19 protein-coding genes are annotated in these 24,040 nt (G+C 59.5%); 8 read left to right on the top strand and 11 right to left on the bottom strand.

Features of this window, described 5'->3' with window-relative positions:
• Nucleotides 1–229 precede the first annotated feature (229 nt).
• Nucleotides 230–922: a phosphatase PAP2 family protein gene (locus GCT19_RS31235; RefSeq protein ID WP_152854046.1), complete on the top strand. Its 693-nt coding sequence runs from the start codon at nt 230–232 to the stop codon at nt 920–922.
• Here GCT19_RS31235 and GCT19_RS31230 read toward each other — a convergent pair.
• Entirely contained in the window at nt 917–1,810 is an 894-nt protein-coding gene (locus GCT19_RS31230) for an SDR family oxidoreductase (RefSeq protein WP_018434912.1), read from the bottom strand. The genes GCT19_RS31235 and GCT19_RS31230 overlap by 6 nt on opposite strands.
• 104 nt (nt 1,811–1,914) lie before the next feature.
• On the opposite strand from GCT19_RS31230, the gene GCT19_RS31225 reads away from it, so the two are divergent.
• On the top strand, nt 1,915–2,772 hold the full coding sequence (locus tag GCT19_RS31225; RefSeq protein ID WP_321576896.1) for a helix-turn-helix transcriptional regulator: 858 nt from the start codon (nt 1,915–1,917) through the stop codon (nt 2,770–2,772).
• 88 nt (nt 2,773–2,860) lie between these two features.
• Complete coding sequence (locus tag GCT19_RS31220; protein ID WP_152854045.1) at nt 2,861–4,777, top strand: potassium transporter Kup; 1,917 nt, start codon at nt 2,861–2,863, stop codon at nt 4,775–4,777.
• 20 nt (nt 4,778–4,797) lie between these two features.
• Here GCT19_RS31220 and GCT19_RS31215 read toward each other — a convergent pair whose 3' ends face one another.
• A complete protein-coding gene (locus tag GCT19_RS31215) occupies nt 4,798–6,384 on the bottom strand; it encodes an alpha-amylase family glycosyl hydrolase (protein ID WP_152854044.1) in 1,587 nt (528 codons plus the stop codon).
• 48 nt (nt 6,385–6,432) lie between these two features.
• Here GCT19_RS31215 and GCT19_RS31210 point away from each other — a divergent pair, with 48 nt between their 5' ends.
• The gene (locus GCT19_RS31210) at nt 6,433–8,097 is read left to right on the top strand and encodes an alpha-amylase family protein (protein ID WP_152854043.1); all 1,665 of its coding nucleotides are present in this window, start codon (nt 6,433–6,435) and stop codon (nt 8,095–8,097) included.
• A 131-nt stretch (nt 8,098–8,228) separates the two neighbouring features.
• Nucleotides 8,229–9,242, top strand: coding sequence for a Gfo/Idh/MocA family protein (locus GCT19_RS31205; RefSeq protein ID WP_152854055.1), 1,014 nt, complete (start codon nt 8,229–8,231; stop codon nt 9,240–9,242).
• A 125-nt stretch (nt 9,243–9,367) separates the two neighbouring features.
• Here the strand turns inward: GCT19_RS31205 and GCT19_RS31200 are convergent, their stop codons facing one another.
• The 3 genes from GCT19_RS31200 to GCT19_RS31190 form a co-directional block, all read right to left on the bottom strand.
• On the bottom strand, nt 9,368–9,715 hold the full coding sequence (locus GCT19_RS31200) for a hypothetical protein (protein ID WP_018434918.1): 348 nt from the start codon (nt 9,713–9,715) through the stop codon (nt 9,368–9,370).
• A 133-nt stretch (nt 9,716–9,848) separates the two neighbouring features.
• On the bottom strand, nt 9,849–10,106 hold the full coding sequence (locus GCT19_RS43640; protein ID WP_013094130.1) for a hypothetical protein: 258 nt from the start codon (nt 10,104–10,106) through the stop codon (nt 9,849–9,851).
• Between the two features lie 186 nt (nt 10,107–10,292).
• A complete protein-coding gene (locus tag GCT19_RS31190; protein WP_152854042.1) occupies nt 10,293–10,997 on the bottom strand; it encodes a GntR family transcriptional regulator in 705 nt (234 codons plus the stop codon).
• 202 nt (nt 10,998–11,199) lie between these two features.
• On the opposite strand from GCT19_RS31190, the gene GCT19_RS31185 reads away from it, so the two are divergent.
• The 3 genes from GCT19_RS31185 to GCT19_RS31175 all read left to right on the top strand — a co-directional run bounded on the left by GCT19_RS31185 (nt 11,200) and on the right by GCT19_RS31175 (nt 15,214).
• Nucleotides 11,200–12,474 carry a glucarate dehydratase family protein gene (locus GCT19_RS31185; protein WP_026228580.1) on the top strand — a complete coding sequence of 425 codons (1,275 nt, stop codon included), beginning with the start codon at nt 11,200–11,202 and terminating at the stop codon, nt 12,472–12,474.
• A gap of 71 nt (nt 12,475–12,545) precedes the next feature.
• Nucleotides 12,546–13,874, top strand: coding sequence for an MFS transporter (locus GCT19_RS31180; protein WP_152854041.1), 1,329 nt, complete (start codon nt 12,546–12,548; stop codon nt 13,872–13,874).
• A 50-nt stretch (nt 13,875–13,924) separates the two neighbouring features.
• Nucleotides 13,925–15,214 (top strand): MFS transporter, encoded by a 1,290-nt coding sequence (locus GCT19_RS31175; protein WP_026228581.1) that lies wholly within the window; start codon nt 13,925–13,927, stop codon nt 15,212–15,214.
• A gap of 490 nt (nt 15,215–15,704) precedes the next feature.
• On the opposite strand, the gene GCT19_RS31170 is transcribed toward GCT19_RS31175, so the two are convergent.
• From GCT19_RS31170 to GCT19_RS31145, 6 genes are all read right to left on the bottom strand, one after another.
• On the bottom strand, nt 15,705–16,685 hold the full coding sequence (locus GCT19_RS31170; protein ID WP_152854040.1) for a glycosyltransferase family 2 protein: 981 nt from the start codon (nt 16,683–16,685) through the stop codon (nt 15,705–15,707).
• 232 nt (nt 16,686–16,917) lie between these two features.
• Entirely contained in the window at nt 16,918–17,796 is an 879-nt protein-coding gene (locus tag GCT19_RS31165) for a hypothetical protein (protein WP_152854039.1), read from the bottom strand.
• A gap of 294 nt (nt 17,797–18,090) precedes the next feature.
• Nucleotides 18,091–18,987, bottom strand: a complete 897-nt coding sequence (locus GCT19_RS31160; RefSeq protein ID WP_152854038.1) for a DUF707 domain-containing protein — start codon at nt 18,985–18,987, stop codon at nt 18,091–18,093.
• 227 nt (nt 18,988–19,214) lie between these two features.
• Complete coding sequence (glf, locus tag GCT19_RS31155) at nt 19,215–20,303, bottom strand: UDP-galactopyranose mutase (protein WP_018434927.1); 1,089 nt, start codon at nt 20,301–20,303, stop codon at nt 19,215–19,217.
• The gene (locus tag GCT19_RS31150; protein ID WP_018434928.1) at nt 20,293–21,558 is read right to left on the bottom strand and encodes a flippase; all 1,266 of its coding nucleotides are present in this window, start codon (nt 21,556–21,558) and stop codon (nt 20,293–20,295) included. Before GCT19_RS31150 ends, glf begins: the two co-directional genes overlap by 11 nt.
• A gap of 1,061 nt (nt 21,559–22,619) precedes the next feature.
• Nucleotides 22,620–23,786 carry a hypothetical protein gene (locus tag GCT19_RS31145; protein ID WP_152854054.1) on the bottom strand — a complete coding sequence of 389 codons (1,167 nt, stop codon included), beginning with the start codon at nt 23,784–23,786 and terminating at the stop codon, nt 22,620–22,622.
• Nucleotides 23,787–24,040: the final 254 nt, after the last annotated feature.

Here is a 24,040-nt window from a genome sequence, read left to right as displayed (position 1 = left end):
GACTATAGGTTATCGCTGCGCCTGGCGCTGGCACGGGAACAACTTCCGATCCGGAAGCACCTTTCAACCACAAATTTCCCGTTGCGACGAACGGCCACCGAGTCACCGAAAGTTAGCGATGAAATTGCCCAGTAAAAATTGTCAGTGAAAGTAAGCGCCAAAAAATGCCGTGCACGCGATGAATTATGCTGACCCTCATCCGCGACCGGCTCATTTTCTTTAGAAAATAATGAATAGCTTCGATTTGTCCATCGAAACATATCTGTCCCACATACACTTCAGTCATTTCGCGACGCTAGCCATACAAGCCATCGACAACCTGTACACCTTCAAAGGTCTCGTACTCGTTCCGGTGCTGTGGTGGATGTGGTTTCAGCAAGACGAGTGCCGCGAATGGCGGCGAGAAATGGTTCTCGCGACGGTTGTCAGCGGCCTCGCGGCGCTCTTCGTCGGAAGACTGCTGACTCACTGGTTGCCGTTCAGGGTGCGGCCCGTCTATAACCCCGAACTGCATCTGAGCTTTGCCAGCGGCGATATCAAGGACGCAGTGCTGACCAACTGGAGTTCCTTCCCGAGCGATCACGCGATGCTATGGATGGCGGTCGCCACCGGCATTTTCCTCGTGTGGCGGGGCGTCGGTGTGCTGGCGCTTCTCTATACCGCGCTGTTCATTTGCCTTCCGCGCGCCTATCTCGGCTTTCACTATCCGACCGATTTGCTGGTGGGCGCCGCGGTGGGGATCACGATCACCTTGATCATGACGCGCGATGCGATCCGCACGCGCTACGCGACGCCGGTGCTGCAATGGATCGACCGCCACCCGGGGCCCGCCGCAGCGCTGGCCTTTATTCTGTGCCTCCAACTCGTCACGCAGTTCGACGAACTCCGCAGGCTGGCGAGCGGCGTATTGAAACATCTATGATGGAACGTAGCGCGCTTCGTTCAGGTCCGAGAGCAGCGTCGGACCTGTCGGTCGCCAGCCCAAACGCGCCTGCGTCTGCGCACTCGATGCCGGCATATCGAGCGCGGCGAACATCGCCATCCATCCGAAGTACGCCTGCGCTTCGTCGCGAGCGATCGACACGACCGGCAACTTCAGGCCGCGCCCCAGCGCCTCGGCGATCTCTCGTGCACTAACACCTTCTTCGCCCACCGCGTGATAGCGCGCACCGCGCTCGCCCTTCTCGATCGCAAGCCGGTACAGCCGCACGACATCCGACAGATGTCCCGCAGGCCAGCGGTTACGTCCCTCTTCCACGTACGCGCACACGCCTTTGTCCCGAGCGATCTGGATGAGCGGCGTGATGAGGCCTTGCCTGTACGGGTTATGCACCTGCGGCAAGCGCATCACCGATACGTTGACGCCGTCCTTCAGCAGCGCATTGCCGGCCAGTTCGGAGCCGATGCGCGGGTTCGGGTGGCTGGTGTTGAACACGTCCTCGGTCGCCGGCTGTCCGTTATCTCGGCTGCCGACGCCGGTGCCTGACGTGATCAGAAGCGGCCGATCCAAGCCCACCAGCGCCGAGCCGAGTGCAGCGATAGCACGCTTGTCCTTCTCGCAGTTCTCCACGAAGTGCGAGAAATCGTGGTCGAAAGCAAGGTGTATGACGGCGTCGGCCTTCGCGGCGCCGCGGCGCAAGCTGTCGGTGTCTTCGAGCGTGCCGCGATGTACCTCCGCACCCGCTGCGCTGAGGGCCTGCGCGCCCTGATCGGACCGGGTCATGCCGATCACCTGATGCCCTGCTTCGATAAGTTCGGGCACCAACGCCGAGCCGATAAACCCGGTTGCGCCCGTCAGAAAGATTCGCATGGTCAAGTCTCCAAGATAGCCACCGACGCACTATGCGATCATTCACTATGCTATTGAAGTAGTGAGCTTATCCCGGTAAAGCGACTAACAGGTTAATCCATCCAGTGAACACCGCCCAATCCCTCGGAGACTTTCTGCGCAGCCGCCGCACGCGGCTCGATCCGGCCAGTTTCGGCTTCTCGGGCCGCAGGCGCACGCCAGGATTGCGCCGGGAAGAAGTGGCCCAGCGCGCGAATATCAGTTCGACGTGGTACACATGGCTCGAGCAGGGTCGCGGCGGCGCGCCGTCCGCCGCGGTGCTGGAGCGCATCTGCGCGGCGCTGATGCTGACGAATGCCGAGCGCGAACATCTGTTCATGCTGGCCTTGGGGCGCCCCCCGGAAGTGCGCTACCGGTCCACCGACGCAGTGGACCCGCGCTTGCAGCGCGTGCTCGATTCGCTCGATGCCAGCCCGTCGATCATCAAGACCGCGACGTGGGACGTCGTCGCGTGGAATCGCGCGGCAGCCGTCGTGTTGACCGACTACAGCGCGCTGCCGCCGGGCCAGCGCAACATCCTGCGCTTCCTGTTCGGCGATCCCGACGTCCGTGCAAAACAGCACGACTGGGAGGGCGTCGCGCGCTTCGTCGTGGGGACGTTCCGTGCGGACGTCGCACGCGCGGGGATCGCTTCGGAGGTCGGCGAACTGGTTGACGATCTGTGTCGCGCGAGTCCCGATTTCGAACGCATGTGGCGCGAAAATCAGGTATTCGGCCACAGCGAAGGCGAGCACGTTAAGCGCCTGCTGCATCCTGCGTTCGGGACCATCGAAATGGAGTATTCACTGTTCGCCGTCGATGGCCGGCCAGACCTGAGCATGCTCGTCTACACCCCGCTCGACGCGCGAATCGCCACGCGCATCCGTAGCGCCGTTTCATCGATGGACGAGGCTGACAGCGCCGCGCCCTTGACCGCCGCGTGATCTGCTGCGACGGTCGAGCGCGGCCGAAGGATCGCACTTCGGTCCACAAATTGCTCGTCCGGCATCGCACAACCTGCGCGTAAGAAAAATGCCTGAGCAAAAGACGGAGCAAAGCGACGTTTCGTCGTCTCGCCGCCAGCACGGCGGCGGCACGCTTGTGCTTGGCGCACTTGGTGTCGTATTCGGCGACATCGGTACGAGTCCCATCTACGCATTGCGTCAAGCCGCCATCGAAACCGGTTCGATCGACGTGCAGGTCGTCATGGGCACGCTGTCGATGATCGTGTGGGCCGTCGTCATCGTCGTCATGCTCAAGTATGCGTGGTACGTGATGCGCGCCGACAACGAAGGCGAAGGCGGCATCATCGCACTGACGGCGCTGGTCCGATCGGGCTATGAGGACGACGGGCGGCGCGTGCCGCGTGCGCTTCTGCTCGCGGGACTCTTTGGCGCCGCGATGTTCTATGGCGACTCGATGGTGACGCCAACGGTGTCCGTGCTGTCGGCCGTCGAAGGACTGAGCGAGATCAGCCCATCGTTCGACCCATGGGTCGTGCCGATCGCGGCAGCCATCCTGATCGCGCTATTTTCGTTTCAGCGACGCGGCAGCTCGGTAGTCGGGCGCGCATTCGGTCCCGTGATGGCCGTGTGGTTTCTGTCTCTTGCCTCCGTGGGGCTGTATCGGGTCGCGCAACATCCCGTCGTATTGCATGCGCTATCGCCGCGATGGGCCGTATCGCTGACGATCGGCCATCCCCGCATGGCGTTCACGATTCTCGCCGCCGTGATTCTCGCGCTGACCGGAGCGGAAGCCTTGTATGCCGACGTCGGGCACTTCGGATGCCGCGCGATCCGCATTGCGCTCGTCGCGATCGTGTTTCCGTCGATCGTCATCGGCTACTTCGGGCAGGCGGCGACCTTGTTGTTCGTGCCCGGCTCTTTTCACCAGCCGTTCTTCCACGCCGCGCCGTCGTGGGCGCTCGTGCCAAGCGTCATGATCGCGATGCTCGCGACGATCATCGCTTCGCAAGCGGTGATTTCAGGCGCATTTTCCATGACGAGTCAGGCGATCGAACTGGGCTTTCTGCCGCGCCTGCGGGTCGTCGAAACGTCCAAAGTGCAGCGCGGACAGGTCTATTCGCCCGCCGTCAACCTGATCCTGTTCGTGGCCGTACTGTTTCTCGTACTGGCCTTTCGAAGCTCGTCGAAGCTGACTTCGGCGTATGGCATCGCAGTCGCACTGACGATGCTGATCACCACTATCCAGATGATCAGCGTGTCGCGCAACGTCTGGCATTGGCCCGTCTATGGCGTGGCGCTCGTGAGCGCGCCGTTGCTCGTCGTCGACGTGACGCTGGTGTCCGCGAACGTGCCGAAAATCGCTTCCGGCGGCTGGTTTCCTGTCGCCGTCGGGCTGATACTTTTCGTGCTGATGTCGACATGGAATCGCGGACGCGAGATTGCCGCGACCCATGCGAACGAAGCCGATGCGCTCGACGCATTCCTGCGCGACGCGCTAGCCGGTCCCGAACGTCCGGCGCGCGTGCCAGGCACGGCGGTTTTTCCGGGCAACGCATCGGGCAAGACACCGGCGACATTCAGGAGCAACATCCGCCACAACCGCGTGCTGCACGAGACGACGATTTTCTTCGCCAACATATCGGAGTCCGCGCCGCGTATCGATGACGAAACGCGCATCGACGTGCGAGACCTCGGCCACGGATGCTTCGAGATCATTGCGCATCACGGGTTCGTCGAGCGCCCCAACCTGCCGCGGCTGCTCGAATCGCTGGCGGGCCGGTTCGATGGCTGGCACTACGATCCCACGCACACCACGTTTTTCCTGCCGCGCGATGAAGTCATCAAGGGACGTTCGCGCGGCAGCATGATGCGCTGGCGCGAGGCGCTGTTCGGACAGATGGCGTTTCATTCCACGCCCAGCGCGGAATACTATGGGCTGCGAGCGGAGGACGTGGTTGAACTGGGCATTCAGGTGGCGCTTTGAACCGGTGAGTCAGCTACCGTTCACGATGGAGAGTCGACGATCACGATGACCGCCTCGCTGGCGGCAAGCAGATTGGCGCCCTGGACGAAGGCGTCACCGATGCGCGTCGTCACCGTCGATAGCAACACCATGCCGGCGTGCGACTGCACGGTGGCAGCATCGGCGCCCATGTTCAGCGCGATGAAAAGGCATTGATTGCCATAGCGCCGCTCATAGGTCAGCACGCCGCCCTCGGCAACGACATTCTCGATCGTGCCCCGCACGAGCGCGGCGCTGCCGCGGCGCAGACTCAGCAGACGCCGATACAGCGACAACATGCTCGCCATGTCGCCGTCCTGTTCGCGCACGCTCGTCGCCGTCGCAATCGGCAACCAAGGTTTGCCGTCCGTAAAGCCCGCATTCGGCAGCGAGCCATCCCATTGCATAGGCGTGCGCTCGGGATCGCGTCCCTGGCAAATGCCCGGTTGCCGGAGCTCCGCCGGGTCCTGGATCTGATCGGACGCGATATAGCCGTCCGTCATGCCGATTTCATCGCCGTAGTAAAGCGTGGGCGTGCCTCGTAGCGTCAACAGCAGCACAGCGGCCACACGTGCCTGTGCCGCGCCGACGCGCGACGCGACGCGCGGATTGTCGTGGTTTCCCAGCACCCAGTTCGGCCACGCGTATTCGGGCAACGCAACGTCGTAATCGCGGATCATGCGGGCGATGTTCTCCGCATTCCATCTCGCGCTGAGCAACTGAAAATTGAACGGCATATGCGCTCCTTCGCCGTTCACGCCGTAATACTTCACCAGTTGCGGGACAGTCAGATAGATTTCGCCGATCAGCACGCGCTCGCCGTATTCGTCCAGCGTGGCTCGCATCGAGCGGACGAGTTCATGCACTTCCGGCTGATCCTCGGTGTAAGTCTGCAACAGCCGATGATGGTCCGGCTCGCCGGGCAGATAGCCGGGATTGGGCGGATTGTCGCGAAACTGCGCGTCCTTGATCAACAGCCACAGCACGTCAACGCGGAAGCCGTCCACGCCGAGATCGAGCCAGAAACGCAGCACCTGGTCCATCGCACGGCGCACTTGCGGGTTCCGCCAGTTCAGGTCGGGTTGCTCGCGCAGAAACGCGTGATAGTAGTACTGCCCCGTCACCTCGTCCCACTCCCACGCCGAGCCGCCCATGCGGCTCAACCAGTTGTTCGGCGGCCCGCGATCGGGCGAGGGATCGCGCCACAGATACCAGTCCCGTTTCGGATTGTCTCGCGACGAGCGGCTTTCCTCGAACCACGGATGCCGGTTCGACGAGTGATTCGGCACGAAATCGAGCAACACCTTGAGGCCGAGCCGATGTGCGTGGCCCATCAATTGCTTGAACCCGTCCAGAGTGCCGAACATCGGATCGATGTTGCAGTAGTCCGCGACGTCATAGCCGAAGTCGGCCATCGGCGACGGGTAGATGGGGGAGATCCACACCGCATCGACGCCTAGCGCCGCGACATATTCGAGGCGCGCGCTGATGCCGGACAGATCGCCTATGCCATCGCCGTTACTGTCCTGAAACGAGCGCGGATAGATCTGATAGATCACACCGCGTTGCCACCACGCCAGCTCCGACATTGCAATTCCTCTTCACGATCGATTGTTTAGGCGCTACGCGCGGAACCTATGCTAAATGACCTCTGGTACAAGAACACGATCATTTATTGCCTTTCGGTAGGCACCTTCATGGATGCGAACGGCGACGGCGTCGGCGACTTCCAGGGCCTGATGCGCAGGCTCGATTACCTGCAAGGGCTCGGCATGACGACGATCTGGCTGATGCCCTTCCACCCGTCGCCAGGACGCGATAACGGTTACGACGTTTGCGACTATTACAACGTCGATCCGAAGTACGGCACGCTCGGCGATTTCGCCGAGTTCACGCATGCGTGCGCCCAGCGGGGCTTACGCGTGATCATCGACCTCGTGGTCAATCACACGTCCGACCAGCATCCATGGTTCCTGGAAGCACGCAGCGATCCCGCTTCGAAATATCGCGACTGGTATGTCTGGTCGGACGACAAACCGCCCGACGCGCAACGCGGCGTGGCGTTTCCCGGCGTGCAGAAGTCGACCTGGAGTTTCGACAAGCGGGCAAGACGCTGGTACTTCCATCGTTTCTATGATTTTCAACCGGACCTGAATACCTCCAATCCGCATGTGCAGGCAGAGTTGCTGAAGATCATGGGCTTCTGGATCCAGCTCGGAGTGTCCGGATTCCGCATGGACGCGGTGCCCTTCGTCATCGCGACGAAGGGCCCGAAGGTGCGCCGCCCCGCCGAGCAATACGACATGTTGCGGACGTTTCGCGAGTTTCTGCAGTGGCGCGAAGGCGACGCGATCATTCTGGCCGAAGCCAACGTGCTGCCCAAATCGGATCTCCAGTACTTCGGCGACGAGGGCGAGCGCATGCCGATGATGTTCAACTTCCGCGTCAATCAAAACACGTTCTACACGCTCGCGACGGGCAACACGAAGCCGTTGAAGGACGCGCTGCTTGCGACGAAGCCACGGCCGCCGACTGCGCAATGGGGTGTGTTTCTGCGCAATCACGACGAACTCGATCTGGGCCGGCTGACGCCCGCTCAGCGCGCGGCTGTGTTCGCCGCGTTCGCCCCGGACCCCGACATGCAACTGTATGGGCGCGGCATCCGCCGCAGACTTGCGCCGATGCTGTCGGGCGACAGACGCCGTCTTGAACTTGCCTACAGCCTGATGCTGAGTTTGCCGGGCACGCCCGTGTTCCGGTACGGCGATGAAATCGGCATGGGCGACGATCTGCGCCGGCCCGAGCGCCAGTGTGCACGCACGCCGATGCAATGGTCGTGCGAGCCGCAAGGCGGTTTCACCAGCCATTCAAACCCGCCCGTCCCCGCGATCTCCGGCGGGGCGTATGGCTTCGAGCGGGTCAACGTGGCGCAGCAGCGACGCGATCCCGATTCGTTTCTGAACTGGACCGAGCGGATGATCCGCATGCGCCGGGAAGTGCCGGAAATCAGCTGGGGGGACTTCGAAGTGCTGCCCACCTCGCGAAACGATGTGCTCGCGCTCTGTTATCACTGGCGTAACAACTCCGTGCTGTTTCTGCATAACTTCCGCGCCGAAGCGTGTCCCGTCGAATTCCGCCTGAGCTCCAACGAACCAGGCCGGGATTCGCTGATCAATCTTCTGTCCGACGACCACAGCGACGCTGACGATGACGGCTGTCACACGGTGGTGCTCGAACCGTTCGGATACCGATGGTATCGGGTAGGCGGCCTCGACTATCTGCTCAGGCGGACCGAGGTCTAGCGACGACGAGCCACGGTTAAACTGATACGATCGCATGCTCCAGGTCGTTCGCGGACTCACGCGACTTGCCGACTCACGCGAATGCTCAGCCTGCTCGACTCATCGGATACGCAATCGGAAAAAGGGATGTCATGGCAAAGGATCAAATGGTCTGGGGAATTTTGGGCGCCGCAAAGATCAACGACAAAGTAGTCGTGCCCATGCACAACGCGCCGAAGTGTCGGGTGAAAGGCATCGCCTCCCGCTCTCTGGAGAAGGCGCGAGAGGCCGCGGACAGATATGGTCTGGCTGTCGCTTACGACGGTTACGAGGCGCTCCTCGCGGACCCGGAAATCGACGCGGTCTATATCCCCTTGCCGAATCATCTCCACGTCGAATGGACGATCAAGGCGGTCGAGGCGGGCAAGCACGTGCTGTGTGAGAAGCCGATCAGCCTGGACGCCCAGCAGGTCGAACGACTGATCGCCGCGCGCGACAAGAGCGGCCGATACATCCAGGAAGCCTTCATGGTTCGCACGCATCCGCAATGGTTGAAGGTGCGGGCCTTGATCAACGAAGGCGCGATCGGCGAATTGCGGGCAGTGACCGGCGGTTTCACCTATCACAACACGAACGAAGACAATATCCGCAACAAGAGCGAGCTAGGCGGCGGCGGCCTGCTCGATATCGGTTGCTATCCGATCACGACGTCGCGCTTCACTATCGGGCGTGAGCCACGGCGCGTAGTTGCGCTGGTGGAGCAGGACCCTGCCTTCAAGGTGGACCGGCTCGGCTCGGTGCTGATGGACTTCGATGGCGTGCAGGCGAGTTTCTTTTACTCGACTCAAACCTATCCGTACCAGCGGATGCAATTCCACGGTACCCAAGGGCGAATCGAAGTCGAAATTCCATTCAATGCGCCAAACGATCGGCCGACGCGCCTGCTAATCAGTCAGCACAATGGCGACGGTGTCGCGACTGATCGTTGGCTGGAAGTTCCGGTGTGCGATCAATACGGCGTAGCCGCCACCACGTTCGCAGAGGCGATCCTTAGTGGGAGCCCGCAGGCCATTCCGCTGGAAGATGCGCGCGCGAATATGCGGGTGATCGACGCCGTGTTCCGCTCGGCTCAGTCGGGCGCCTGGGAAAGCATCGCCCAACATTGAAGTGCAACGCTGGCGCGACCTGCGCTGTTCAACGCGCGGGAAGCGCCCAGTTGTGTGATTCGCGACCCCGCAATGGTAAAGGCCGCTTTGGCAAAGCCATAGGCGATGGCGAGCGAAGGTGGCCTCTACCTGGCCGGCGCGGTGACATCGCAGTCGCCGCCATGCATGCCGCTGCCAGTGTTTTTCAGCGTAAGCACGAGTCTGCTGCCCCGGTTTGCGGTCATGATCTGACCATAGCTAACCGTCGGAATGAACTGGATATCCGGCGCAACCGCCACTGGCGGATTTCTCGCCCCGTCGACGGTCAGGTCTAACTCCACGGTGATCGAGTCGATTGCGGCGCCCAGATCCTGCTTCCGCCCGGCCTGGTCTTTGCGGAAATTGCACAGGCCCTGGAGAACCTGCTCGAGGGCAGTCGGGATATCCACCGGCTTGCCCGGTGCGATCGGAGGCGTGTTACAGCCGACGATCATGAACGGCAAAGTGCAAAGCGCTACATATCGCCAGGCTCGCATCGGCTCCCCCGCTTGATCTGGTGGACGTGGTGTGTGCCTTCCCGTGCCGTCGCTGGTTCAATGCCCATCTGGCGCACGCGGACGCAAACGCTCAATACTTGATATTCCTGGCCGCCTGACGGCCGCCCTGCTTGGTTTGCCGCTTGTCCTGCCGGCATTGCGAATTGCTCTTCTGATCCGCGGCTCTGCACTCCTGCTTCGTATGGCGGGCGCCTTGGCGTGTCTCCTGGCGAACGTCCCGTCCGGCGCGACGTTGCTGTGCCTGTTCGGTTGCCCAGGCGCTTCCCGCGCAAGCCATTGCTGACATAGCCATGACCGCAAGCGCGAACTGCCGGCTCCATGAAAACATGGCGGCCCCCCTGACAAGTTGACTGAGACTATTCCGGCTTTGTACAAGGGTGCCACGCGTGGATGCCGCGTCAATCAGACCAAGGTCCTAGGGCCGTCGCGATGGCTTTGTCAGGTGGGCGGAGCTCAGACGGGTGCGTAGATCGGGAGTTTCAGCGACGGCGAAATCCGCATGACAGGACAACGCTCACTCGTCCGCCAAAAAATTCGGATGACTCGTGCGAATCTGATCGATCTGACTCAGCGTCCCCGACAGATGCTTGCGTAGCGCCGCCTGCGCGGCCTCGACGTCGCCTTTGTCGATCGCATCGACGATCTCCGCATGATCGCGCACGACCGCCATCGTCTTGCCCTCCACCGGCAGATTCAGGCGCCGCAGCCGGTCGATATGGCCGCTCAGCCTACGCACCAGATCCCACAGCTGCGGCACGCCCGCCGCCTCGTACATCTGCCGATGAAACGCCTGATCGAGCAGCGAGAACTCCTCGTAGTTCTTCAGGTCGAGCAATTCCGTTTGCCGCGCGATCGTGACGCGCAGTTCCGCGATCAGCGTGGCGTTGTGTTGCTCCGCGAGCGTGCGCACGACTTCGAGTTCGATCGAGCGGCGCAGAAAATGCGCCTGCAGCGCTGAGGTCACTTTGATCTGACTGACGACAGTCGCGTGCTGCGGATAGATGTCGACGAGACCTTCCTCGCCGAGCTTCATCAGCGCGTCGCGCACCGGCGTCTGGCTGAGCCCGTAGCGGTTCGCGAGCTCGGTGCGCGACAGCACCGTGCCCGGCGTCAATTCGAGCGAAAGGATCATTTCGCGCAGTCGTTCGAAGACTTGCGGCGCGGCGTGGCGGGAGCGGTCGAGCCGGGTGACCGTCGACGAGTGAGCGTGGTTTTTCATGTCAGAAATTGAAGCTTGGACGCAGGCCGACCGACGGGGCGGTCCGCTGAGGCACTAGTACTATAGCCGACGCCTGCCGCTTCCAGCGGGCTTGCAGGCGGATTTCGCCACAAAGTGGACTGAGAGTTTACCCCACTAACGCACTAATATATTAGTGCTTTACTATCCGTCCCATCAAACTCCACTTATGCCGATTGCCAACATGACTCGCGACATCACCATCACGCAGGTGCGCATCACCCCGATCGCCTTCCGCGACGGCCCGCTGCTCAACGCCGCCGGAATCCACGAACCGTGGGCGCTGCGCGCCATCGTCGAACTCGAGACGAGTGACGGCCGCGTCGGCATCTCCGAGACCTATGGCGACGAACCGATGCTGCGTGTGCTCGAACAGGCGAAGTCGCTGGTGATCGGCCTGTCGCCGTTCGACCTCAATCGCATGGAAGAACGCGTGCGGGGCACGATCAAGGCGACCCCCGGTGCGGTCGAATTCGAGCTCGCGCCCGGCTCGCACGCGGCGAAGAACGCGCCGAAAGTCATCAGCACGCTCGAAGTCGCGATGCTCGACCTGCAAGGGCAAATCGTCGGCGCGCCGATCGTCGATCTGCTTGGCGGCAAAGTGCGCGACGCGGTGCCCTACAGCGCCTATCTGTTCTTCAAGTACGCCGAGCACATCGACAAGCCCTATGCGCCCGATGCCTGGGGCGAAGGCCTGAGCCCCGAGCAGATCGTCGCGCAGGCGCGTCGGATGATCGAGCTGTATGGCTTCCAGAGCATCAAGCTGAAGGGCGGCGTGTTCGAACCGGCACACGAAATCGCGTGCATGCGCGCGCTGCATCAGGCGTTCCCCGGCGTGCCGCTGCGCCTCGACCCGAACGCGAACTGGACGCTCGAAACGAGCATCGCCGCCGCCCCTGAACTCGACGAACTGCTCGAGTACTACGAGGACCCGTGCCCGAGTCTCGAAGGCATGGCCGAACTGGCGAAGCATACGCGCCTGCCGCTCGCGACCAACATGGTCATCACGACGATGGAAGACTTCCGCCGCGGCGCCGAGATGGGTTCGGTCAAGGTCCTGCTGTCGGATCACCACTACTGGGGCGGTCTGCGCGCGACCCAGACGCTCGCGCGCATGTGCAAGCTGTGGGATCTGGGCATGTCGATGCACTCGAATTCGCACCTCGGCATCAGCCTGATGGCGATGACGCACGTCGCGGCAAGCATCCCCAACCTGACCTACGCGTGCGACACGCACTACCCGTGGCAGGAGGAAGAAGTCATCAAGGGCGGCCGCGTGACGTTCGACAACGGCTCGGTGCGCGTGCCCACCACGCCGGGCCTAGGCGTCGAGCTCGACCGCGAGCGCCTCGCCGAACTGCATGCGCAGTATCTGTCGTGCGGCGTGCGCAATCGCGATGACCTCTCGCAGATGCGCAAGTACGAACCGGGCTTCACCGGCAAGAATCCGCGCTTTTAATTCTCGCTTCCCATCCGCGCCTACGAGGCCCGCGACGCGCAATGCGCGTCGCCATCGAAGGAGACAACCCCATGAGTAGCCCGATTGCCGACACGGCGCGGCCCGCGCTCGCCGGCGCGCTGGCGAGCGCGGTGCACAAGATCAAATGGCGCGTGCTGCCGCTGTTCGTCGTGATGTTCATCGTCAATTACATCGACCGGGTGAACATCGGCTTCGTGCGCCAGCATCTGAGCGCCGATCTGGGCATCGGCGCGGCGGCCTATGGGCTCGGCGCGGGGCTCTTCTTCATCAGCTACGCGATCTTCGAAGTGCCATCGAACATCCTGCTGCAGCGCTACGGCGCGAAGCTGTGGCTCGCGCGTATCATGCTCACGTGGGGCCTGGCCGCGGCCGGCATGGCATTCGTGCGCGGCGAGACGTCGTTCTACGCGATGCGGCTGCTGCTCGGTGCAGCCGAAGCGGGCTTCTTTCCCGGCGTCATCTACTACTTCACGCAATGGCTGCCGAGCAACGAGCGCGGCAAGGCGATGGCGATCTTCCTCAGCGGCTCGGCGCTCGCGTCGGTGCTGTCCGGGCCGATCTCCGGCGGGTTGATGCTGATCGAAGGCGCGGGGCTGCGCGGCTGGCAGTGGATGTTCATCATCGAAGGCATGTTCTCGGTCGTGCTCGCGGGCTTCATCCTGCTGTGGCTCGACTCGAAGCCGCGCGACGCCGCGTGGCTCACCCGCGCCGAACAGGACGCGGTGCTGGATGCGATCGGCGAAGAGCAACGCCAGCGCGCCGCCGCGCACCCGGTCAAGCCGTCGCTCGGAACGCTGCTGCGCGATCCGCAAATTCTGATCTTTTGCCTGATCTACTTCGCGGTGTCGCTGACCATCTACGGCGCGACTTTCTGGCTGCCCAGCATCATCCACAAGATGGGCCATTTCAACGACTTCCAGGTCGGCCTGTTCAACTCGATTCCGTGGCTGATTTCGATCGCGGCGATGTATCTGTTCGCGATGCTCGCGGCGCGCTTCAAGTTCCAGCAGGCGTGGGTCGCGTGCGTGCTGCTGATCGCCGCGCTCGGCATGTATGCAGCCGGCCAGGGCGGCCCGGTGTTCTCGTTCGTCGCGATCTGCTTTGCTGCGATCGGCTTCAAGGCGGCCTCGTCGCTGTTCTGGGTCATCCCGCAGGGCTATCTCGACGCGCGAATTTCCGCCGCGGTGCTGGCGCTGATCAACTCGATCGGCAACCTCGGCGGCTTCGTCGCGCCGGCGACCTTCGGCTTCCTCGAACAGAAGACCGGCTCGATCGAGGGCGGCCTCACTGGACTCGCGGTGATGTCGGTGATTGCCGCCGGGGTCGTGTTCTTCTCGCGCATGAGCCCGCGCGAAGGATTGCCCGCCTCAGTGCATTGACCTATTGAACAACCGTATAGACACCTTTTCAGAAACCTTCAGGAGACACGATGAAAACATTAGAAGCTACGACGGCTGCCGCACGGACGGCCGTCGGACGATACCGATGGACCATCTGCGCGATGATCTTCGCGGCAACGACGATCAACTACATGGATCGTCAGATGCTCGGACTGCTCGCGCCGATGCTGCAAAAGGATATCGGCTGGAGCCAGGTGCAGTACGCACAGACCGTGATGGTATTTACCGTCGCCTATGCGGTGGGTCTCGCGATCTTCGGCCGGATCGCGGATCGCGTCAGCACGAAAAAGGTTTACGGCGGCGCGATGGCGCTGTGGAGTCTGGCGGCGATGCTGCACGCGGTGGCATCGACCGTGCCGGGTTTCGCGGCCGTGCGCGGTCTGCTCGGCTTCGGCGAAGCGGCCAATTTCCCGGTTGCGATCCGCACTACCGCCACGTGGTTTCCGAAGAAGGAACGCGCGCTGGCGACGGGCTTCTGGAACATGGGCGCGACGATCGGCGGAATCGTGGCACCGGCCTTCGTGCCGATCGCCGCGGTGATGTGGGGCTGGCGCGCGACGTTCATCGCGGGCGGCGCAACCGGTTTCATCTGGCTGGCGGTGTGGTGGCTGGTTTATCGGCAGCCTTCGGAGCATCCGTCGGTGTCGAAGGAAGAACTCGACTACATCAATGCGGATCGCGAGGAAGTCGTCGAGCAGAAAGTCAGCTGGTTGTCGGTGCTCAAGTACCGCGAAACGTGGGCGTTTGTCTTCGGCAAGCTGCTGACCGATCCGGTGTGGTGGTTCTATCTGTTCTGGCTGCCGAAGTGGCTCAATGAGTCGCGCCATATCGACATCGGCCACATGGGTCTGCCGCTGATCGCGATCTATACGATGTCATCGGTCGGCAGCGTGGCGGGTGGCTGGCTGTCGTCGCGCTTGATGGCGCGCACCAACAGGCCGAATTTCGCACGCAAGCTCACGATGCTCATCTGTGCATTGTGCGTGGTACCGATCGCAACGTTGTCGGCATTCCAGAGCCTGTGGTGGGCGGTGCTCGCCGTTGGTCTCGCGGCAGCGGCGCACCAGGGCTGGTCGGCGAATCTCGTCACGACTGTCGGCGACGTGTTCCCGAAGCGGATCGTCGGCACGGTGATCGGTATCGGCGGCGTGGCGGGGATGGTCGGTTCGTTCTTCTTTTCAGGCGTGATCGGCGAGACCTTGCAGCGTACCGGGAATTATTGGGTGCTGTTTACGGTCGGCGCATCGGCGTATCTGGTTGCGCTGGGCATCATTCATCTGTTGATGCCGCGAATGACGGCGGTGAAGTTGCGCGATTGATGTAACGTACGTCGGTGACACATCGGAGGGCGGGGGACGCATGATTGGCGTCCCCCGCCCTTTTTTGTCAGGATGGGATGCAGCGGAGTTGATCCAGTGAGTGATTAGCACTCGCGCTTAGTGATTAATTGGCTTTGTCAGTTCATCAAGTCGATTCCTCGTAATTCTCGTCATGCAGTCCCAAAACTCGACGAATCACAACGATGCCGGTTTGTCCAACGCCTGCCCGCATGCAATGTCGCGTGCCTGCGAGACTGCGGACATGGGCAGGCGTCGAACAAACCTTAAGGCTCTGGACATTCGCCGACCTGCTTGCCCCAATATCTAGTCGGCGATGCGTAAGCGGCAAGCGACACAATTAACTACAGGTTCCGGTACTCTCGGCGTACCTGTTGGGGAAAACAAGAGTACGTTCGATTCGGTCACGCGATCTCGTGCACCTCAACGCGCTCGGCGTTAAATGATGTGCCGGATGGCGCATTCTGCTGTGTCAGCGGCGGTTGAAGCGTCTTACGACGCAATAAAAGATCCACGGATGGATCTTGAGCATGGTCATAGTGATGGAAAGCTTCAAATGCCGATCGGCAAACAAGCCAAGCAGGTGCTTCACGCGCAGCTTCTCGGATACGCTTTGCAGAATAGGGCTCGCGAGGCGGTAGGTCGGCGCGCTGATCGCGGTCTGAAACGCGATCGCGCGGAATGCCCAGCTGTATTTGAGCCGGAAGAAGAGGCGCTTGTAGTCGGTAATCGGGAGGGACGCGGTATTTTTTTCCACGCGGTCCATGATGGTAAAAAGGTCGACGACCTGCGGGTTGAAACGTCTCGAAATTCCTGATTCACGGATCATGTATGAATAGAGGTTGTCCGGAATGAGGCGCACCACTTTCGAGTTGGCGAGCGTTTGCACCGACACGCAAACGTCTTCGAAGATAAGACCGCACGGATGGTCGGCTGCGACGAAGATGGAGCGGCGCACAAGCTTGTTCCAGCAAAAGGCTTGCAGCTTGAGTTCGAGAATTTTCTGGACGGCTTCCACGCCTGTGATAATGCCGTCGCCGGAATCGATCCGAGCGTTGACGGCGCCATCGGGACCGATGCGCTCGGCGGCGAAAATGACGACATCGGCGTCGTGCTGGTCGGCTTCGCGCAGCACGGTGCAAATGAGATCGCGATGGACGTGGTCGTCGCTGTCAACGCAGAGCACATAGTCGCCCCGCGCTTCCGATGCTGCGATTTTTCGCGTTTCAGCGAGCCCTTTGTTGTCGATGTTTCTGATTAACTTCCACGAAATTCGATCCTGTTGCCCGAGAACCCGGGCGGCGATTTCACCGGAGCGATCGGGGCTGCAGTCGTCGACGGCGATGATTTCGAAATCGGTGCAGGATTGTGACAGCAGCGAGTCGAGACAGTCCTCGATATAGTCCTCGACCTTGTAGATAGGCAGCAGAACGCTGATTCTCGGTGCGGACATAGACAATGCTCCTGGAGGTAAACGAGGCGTGAACTACCCGTTCTATATCGCAAAAATCCTTGCTTCGCGAAGAAATCAACTAATCACGAATCATGTTGTAGGAGCAAATGGGCCGACCTGAAGTGCCGGCAGTCTGGGTCTACCAAGATCGCCAGCGATCAAGCAAGCATGTCGGAATCTTTTAATGAAATCGTTTTGCGATGATTAGACGAATATGCCAACAGATATCAAATTAAATCCGGTGTGAGAGCGGCGTGTCGTCAAATTTGCTGGATAACCCGCTCCCCAATGCTATTCGCATGAGTTTGCGAACGCCTTCATCGCGGCCGACTCTCTCTTCGGCGTTACTGACCAACCTCTGCATCACATCCGCGGGATAGATCTCGGCGAAAAGCTGATCGGATCTAGTACTGGCAAACACGTGATGCAGGAATGACCCCTCTGGTGGACAGACCCGTTTGAACACGCCAAGCTTAACCACACGATTATTCCAAAGTTTAAGCGTATATGCATTGGTGCAAAGCGCAGCGCACTCTTCGAAATAGTGGGGCAAAAAGACCTTATAATAGGAATCGGCATGCACTGGATAAAACACCTTTTCAGGCAAGCCGACCTTTGCACCATAGACTTCCGTCAAAACATGGGAGCCAGCAGCACGCCATTTTATATCCGTGTTTTTCATCGCTTCTACCCGCTGAATTACATCATGCAGCCGTGGATTCCGCGGGTCGAGGCGCAGGAGTGCGGTGCAAAGCAGATCCGACTGTCCCCGGCCGACCAGGTCGCCCGCAATGTTCAGGTCAAATCGTCTCAGGAGAAGAATATCTGTGTCCGCCCAGATTTCATCCGTTTTGGTAAACATTATTAACCGGAAATAATCTGTGAAATGCGCCATTGAAGAAACGCCATTGACGGGAAAAGCGCTCAGCGAGTCGGCAGGAAGGATCGACCGCGCATCCTTTTCGATCACGCCTTTTGGCAAGTTGCTGATGGGTTTGTAACTATATACAGCGATTTCGCTGCCATTAGCAGTGAACGTATTCAAACAAGCGATTTCATAAGGAGATAATTCCGGATCATTCCAGAACGTTGCAAATTTTGCATCGCTCATAATTTACCTCCTCGATCTGCTTCGTTGAGAGCATCGCCGCGTTGTTGCATACCATTGGAGATGGCATAGCGTGCCGTACGCGAGAAGGTGGTTGCAACGGACTACGCGATACGAGAGTTTATACAGAACTAAATGCGATCTCTAGCGCATGTCCCTTTTCGCCCGACTAATGTCGCCAATGGTTGAGTGTGACTAATTAACCATTTAATCGAAAATCTCCGGCGTCGCCAAGTCGATCCTGACTTTCATCACAACTGCCGACGGTACTCACATCAATCACACGCATTATCATTCTCAACGGCTTGAGCGCCTTTCCGGAGCCCGATGCATTGGCCACGTTGTGCGCTTGATATGATGAAGCCACGGGAGATACTCTTTCAGCAGCCTCATAAAACTGACGATATCTTTCCGTCGCACCGGATTGCTGCCCTTTACCGCATGAACGAACAACATGGGATTGCCCAGTCGACCGCTCGCATATGATTTGCCTACATCGCTTGTTTTGCCACGACTGACCTTTATCGGAGTGCCCAGCATCCCGTATTGTGCGAGCGTCTGATTCAATTCAAAACCTGGGCTCGTACTTGAATTGTCTCCCATGCCGCTCCCGGCCGAACCGACCGGGCGTGTATGGAACACGGAAAAACGATCAATAATGCCAACCTTTCCAAAAGAAGCGACCCACTTGGGCCACAAGAAATCGAGGCCCCAGCCTGATTTGTTCATCCCGAAGCTGTGTTTTATCGCATGCAAAGCATTCGAAGATAAACATGGCATCATCAACTCCACGAAGTTGGTTTCGCGAAATTCAAAATCCCTGTTTTGCAACGTCGTTTGGTGACCGAAATAGCTTCTCTCGTCGAGAGACGGTTGCGCGAGTGCGAAATTCTCTCGTTCTACATACTCGAAGAAGTCGTTCAGGGTTTGAACATCCGTCAGGATGTCGTCGTCCGGGAGCCAGATGTAACGATATTGCAGAATCAATTCGGCATTTTTCAACATGAAGTCGTTAAGACCTTCCCATTTTGATCCTTTGAATCGATGTATGGCTTTGGCAAAGATGTCTGCATAATCTTCGTTCTTCCCGTAGTAACTCAGTATCAAATCAAAGTTCGGGGCCTGTCCGCCGCTGAACCATTGCGGATGCAAGGAACTGTCTCCACACCTCAGAACGACCAGGTACTTGTTCATCTTTCAATTTCCCTATGCGTAGAAGCAGATTGCGCGGCACGTAAAGACAGTCACTGGCGAAGAATTGCATTTGACCGACGCGACCGCGCGAAACCATGGAACCGTCACTACGGCGAGCCCGATGCGCACGCGAACGAAGAGACGTTCAAGTACACGCTCCAAATCTTTCAGGCAATCCAGGCAAGCTCTCGGTTGCCACCAGTCAGAGCATTCTTACTACTGCTCCTTTAGACGAGTCTTTCTACTGCTTTGAGCGCCGCACCAACGACCTGGTCCATGTTGTAATAGCGATACTGCGCCAGCCTGCCTACAAAGGTCACATCGGTAACTGTCTCCGCGAGCGCGCTGTAGCGCATGAACAATGCCTCGTTTTCCTTGCGTGGAATCGGGTAGTAAGGCTCGCCTTCGGCTCGCGGATACTCCTTTACAATCGAAGTCCCCTGATGCCGTTGCCCGGTGAGGTGCTTGAACTCAGTAATCCTCGTATATTCGTGATCGTTCGGATAGTTGATGGTACCCGTCGTCTGAAAACGCTCCACGTCGTTCAGATGCTGGTGTTGAAAGTGGAGGCTGCGGTACGGAAGCTTGCCGAACCGATACCCGAAATACGCGTCGATCGGTCCAGTGTACACAACGTGTCCGCATTCGATATTCGCTTTCACCACGTCATAGTCGGTCGACAGACGCACGTCGATATTTGGACTGTCAAGCATCTTTTCGAACATCGCGGTGTAGCCGTGCGCCGGCATAAATTGAAAAGTATCGGTGAAGTACCGGTCGTCGTCGTTCGAACGCGTTGGTATTCGCGCAGCGACACCCGCAGACAATTCAGACAGATCGAGTCCCCATTGCTTGCGCGTGTAGCCACGGAAAAACTTGTCGCACAGATCAGGGCCAACGCTGCTCAGCACCACGTCCTCGCTGGTCGTATTGGCCTCTCGCGCTTCACGTACCGACTCAAGGAACGCTATCGTGTCCTCCTCGCTCAGATCGAGGCCATATAGCTTGTTGATCGTCGTGCGATTGATCGGTATCGGATACAGATCCCCGTTCACATAAGCCTTTACGCGATGCTCGTAGAAGCGCCAATCGGTAAAACCCGACAGGTATTCGAATATCCGCTTACTGTTCGTATGAAAGATGTGCGGACCATACGGATGGATCAGCACACCGTTCTCATCCTCACGGTCATATGCATTGCCGCCAATATGATTCCGCTTGTCTACGACTAGCACACGCTTGCCGCTTGCCGCCAGACGTTCGGCACAGACCGCGCCTGCAAAGCCGGCGCCTACGATCAGGAAGTCATACTTCATCTCTGCGCATCCTCGTATAAAAAGCCGGAATCTTGCATTTGATCAGGTGGAGAGCCATTAAGGCCGTAACCAGAAATTCGGTGGCAAGCACTGACATTGCCGCGCCCTGAGCCCCGTAAGCCGATGCAAGAGGCACGAGCAGGGCAAGGTTGATCAAGCCGCAGACGACCAGTATCTCGCTGACTCTCTTCTTCATGCCGAGCGGCAACATCACCTGAACGCCCAGTACGTTGTTCAGACAGATGAGCAGCGGCAGGAGGGCCATCCACTTAAGGACGATGACCGCTGGTTCGTACCCAGGGCCCACGGCGATGCGAATGATCAAATCGGCGCCGGCCCAGAGCGCGACCGAAGCCAGCAACATGGTCGAGCCCCCCAAGTAGAGCATCTTGCGCACCAGTCCAAACGCCTTTTCGGAGTCTTCGGAAAAGAGCGCCGTCACGCGCGGGTAAATTGCGTTGGCGAACGGTACGAGCGGCGCCTGGGCGACGTTCCGAATCTTGTCGGCTACGCCAAAGTAGCCAACAGCGACGTCTCCCGCAATAAATCCAAGCAACACGCTATTAGTGGTTGTGTACAGACTGATCGCGGCCGTGGAAATGAACATGTGCCAGCCTTCACGAAGCGCTTCGATGACGTCCGCCATGCTCGGCATCAAGGGGATGATCAGTCGGTTTTTTGCGATCAGGATCGATGCGACGACTCCGGCAGCAATCACGCTCATCGAACTGATGAGCGACGCGATCCATGTGTCGGCCGGCGAGTGCACCAGGAAGAACGTTAGCGGAAGCAGTAGCACCCGCGCGCTCAACGTGGAGACCGTAGTAAACGTCATCTGCTCCAGGCCCTGGAAAAGCCACTGTGGAAACAGCACCGTTCCGATAACAACCGGATAGGTAGCGAGCAGAACCGGCAGCAGTTCGCGCAATCTTGCTACGAAGAAAGTCGCTACAAGCAGGATGGCGAAGCAGACCACAGCGATAAGCGCCTTTGCGCCTTGCGTCGCCCAAAAGATCTTCGATACCGCGTGCCGATCTTTTTGGACCCGTGCGACGTGAGCAGTTGCTGACCAGTTAAAACCGTAGTCCGTCAGCAGCACGAGATAACCAACTAAGGCTTGCGCGAACACGTACGCACCAAAGTGTTCCGGGCGCAGAACACGCAACAGGTAGGGAAATGTTGCAAGCGGCAGCAGCATGTTGGCTGCTTGCAGAACTGACAGCGCAACGATGTTGTGTCGGAGTGGACTCGTCATGAGTTAGCCGTTGTCAATACATCGATGGAGGATCGCTTGGAGACACATCTTTATATCCCCTGGGCGGAGTCCGGGTAAGGTCTCCGCGGAAGCGAATACCTGATCAGGCCGGCGCCGGTTGGGCCTTGCTACCGGCTCCCGACTCTTCGTCCGAGGAAGCCACCGCTACCGGCAATAAGCCGCACGACTCGTATACGGTGCGCCACGAATTTCATCCGAGTCGTACAACAGTGACACATCGCCGGACCAGTGCGGACTTTCGCGGACCTCGACATCACTGTCATTAATAAGCACCTAAAATAGATTTCAAATTCCTGGCGAGTTCCGGTATCAAGCAACCAGTTTGCCAGCTTGCTCCTGCGACCGCGCGGCTCATCAGTAAACGCCACCCTTATGTCGATGTTCTGACGAGCTTCCAGGGAATGCGATTCTGTTGCGCGAGAACCTCCGGCGGCGATTTCACCGGAGCGATCGGGGCTGCTGTCGTCGCCCTTGTTTCGCGAAAAACGTTGTTGGAGCAAACCGGGCCGACCTGAAATGCCGGTCGTCTGCGTCCGCCAGAATCGCCAGGAACTGAAATAAGCAGACAATTGATCAGGTAAAACGGATCTCTGTAGTTGCGGCGCAATCACAGGAAAGGTCGAGCAGGTGCGGCCAGGAAACGAAGTACTTTAGAAATTTGTACATGCTTCGCTGCACCAATGTCAGGGACCGGCACAAAGTGGTGAGGTATTGGCGCATTCCGCGCTTCGATAGTGGATCAGGCAAGAATGCCAATAACGAACCGGTGTGAGAGCGTCGCCACGGCGATCCTGACGTTCTCACAACAACCGGCCGTTAGACCCAATCGCCTGCATTCCTGCAAGAAGTTTTGATGCAACGATCCTAATCCGTGCAGCCTGATCCGGATGCCCTCGGCGGAAGGTAACTGCCTGAGCCATGAACAAGCGCTGCGCGCACTCGATTCGATAGATAGCAGCGCATGCTCCGCGTTATGTGCCAGATGACGCATTTCGCAGGGTCAGCGGCAATGGAGGCTTCTCATGAAGCCATAGAAGACGTCATGGTGACGGAGAGCTCCGGCCGCTCGTCGCATCGCGCTTGCCAGTCACGACAGACCATGCTCGGCGACCGTTTTGCCACAGCGTGCGCACTCGCCGATAGATCGCGCGACTGACACGCTTCGACGCTTCAAGCGTCCCCTTGGTGGCCTGCGGCGGGTGGTCTTCGAGCCAGCGCAACCGCGCTTCGATATCGCGTTCACGGTCCGCGTAGAGTGAAATCGGGAAGGGATGGCCAAGCCTCCCGTCGTAAAGCGCGCGAGCGGCATCGACGATGTCGCGGTTCTCCTCGCGCTGGGTGAAGTACGCCATGTGCACGAATGGCACGCTGCGCGCACAGACGATTCTCAGCCGGTGCCGCGCGCAGTACATATGCATCATGTGCTCGTCATCTTGCCCACCGTCGTCGATCATGTCCCATAACCGCTTTCGAAAAAGAATGCAGCCGATCGAATAGCGCGATTCTGCAGGCACTTCGCAAGGTTCGAGGTCCCGAGTCGCAGCGATGAAAGCATCAGGTTGAAGCGTGGTCCGTTGATGTAGCCAGCGCGCGATGTGCGGATAGCCCCATATCGTGCCATTGGTGCCGATCTCGATCTGCTCCGCAGGGATGATTCGCAGCGGAAAGCGCTTGTCCCCGTCGGCCCCGACGAAATGCGGATGCGCCTGGCTCGTGAAGTATTCGCGCTCCAGGTTCATCACGCGCATCACCTCAGGGAAGCCCCAGTTGTTGTTGTTGATGAGGGGAGTGACGTAGGCAAGCTCGTTCGCGCTTTCATTTTCCGCCGCGTCGTAGGTGGCCAGCATCTTGTCGAGCCACCCGCCGGCGATCGGAAACGCGTCGTCGTCCACCTTGCAGATCAAGTCGATTTCGGCGAACGCCGGCTGCGAGAGTAGTTTTTTGATCGTGCGATAAGGTGGGCCAGGCGGAATGTCGTCGACGACCCGAACGATGCCCGGAAAAAGTCTTGCGTAGCGCCGCGCGACGGCAAGCGTGCGTTCCGCGTCATAGCCGCCCCGACAGTTCTGAAGCAGGATGAACTCGACGCCTGTTGGCCGGTACGCCATGTGACTGGCGAGGGTTAGTTCGAGCGCTGCGTAGTCCCGACAGAGCAGGACCAGAATAGCGACTCGCCTCGATGCCGCGTTAGAACGGGATGCAGTCATGCTACTCCTTCGTAGGTGCCGACGAGCACGTTGCCTAAGGAACATACATGCGAGTATCGGGACACACTGAATCTGGCGTCGTCTACATCACGAATTTACGAACACCCACAGTGCCGATGCTAATAACCGCGGATCAGGTCGCAGCACCGATCGCGGCTACTAAAGAGACAAGACAGGGACACGCCGGTTCATCATAGTACAAGCAACGATGATGTGAAGTCGCATTCCATAGCGCGTCGCCCCACCTCTCGGCG

The organism is Paraburkholderia atlantica (genome assembly GCF_009362785.1).
In the GTDB taxonomy this organism is placed as follows: domain Bacteria; phylum Pseudomonadota; class Gammaproteobacteria; order Burkholderiales; family Burkholderiaceae; genus Paraburkholderia; species Paraburkholderia atlantica.
The sequence above is the reverse complement of the archived record's forward strand: the minus strand, read 5'-3'. Positions and strand labels throughout refer to the sequence as shown.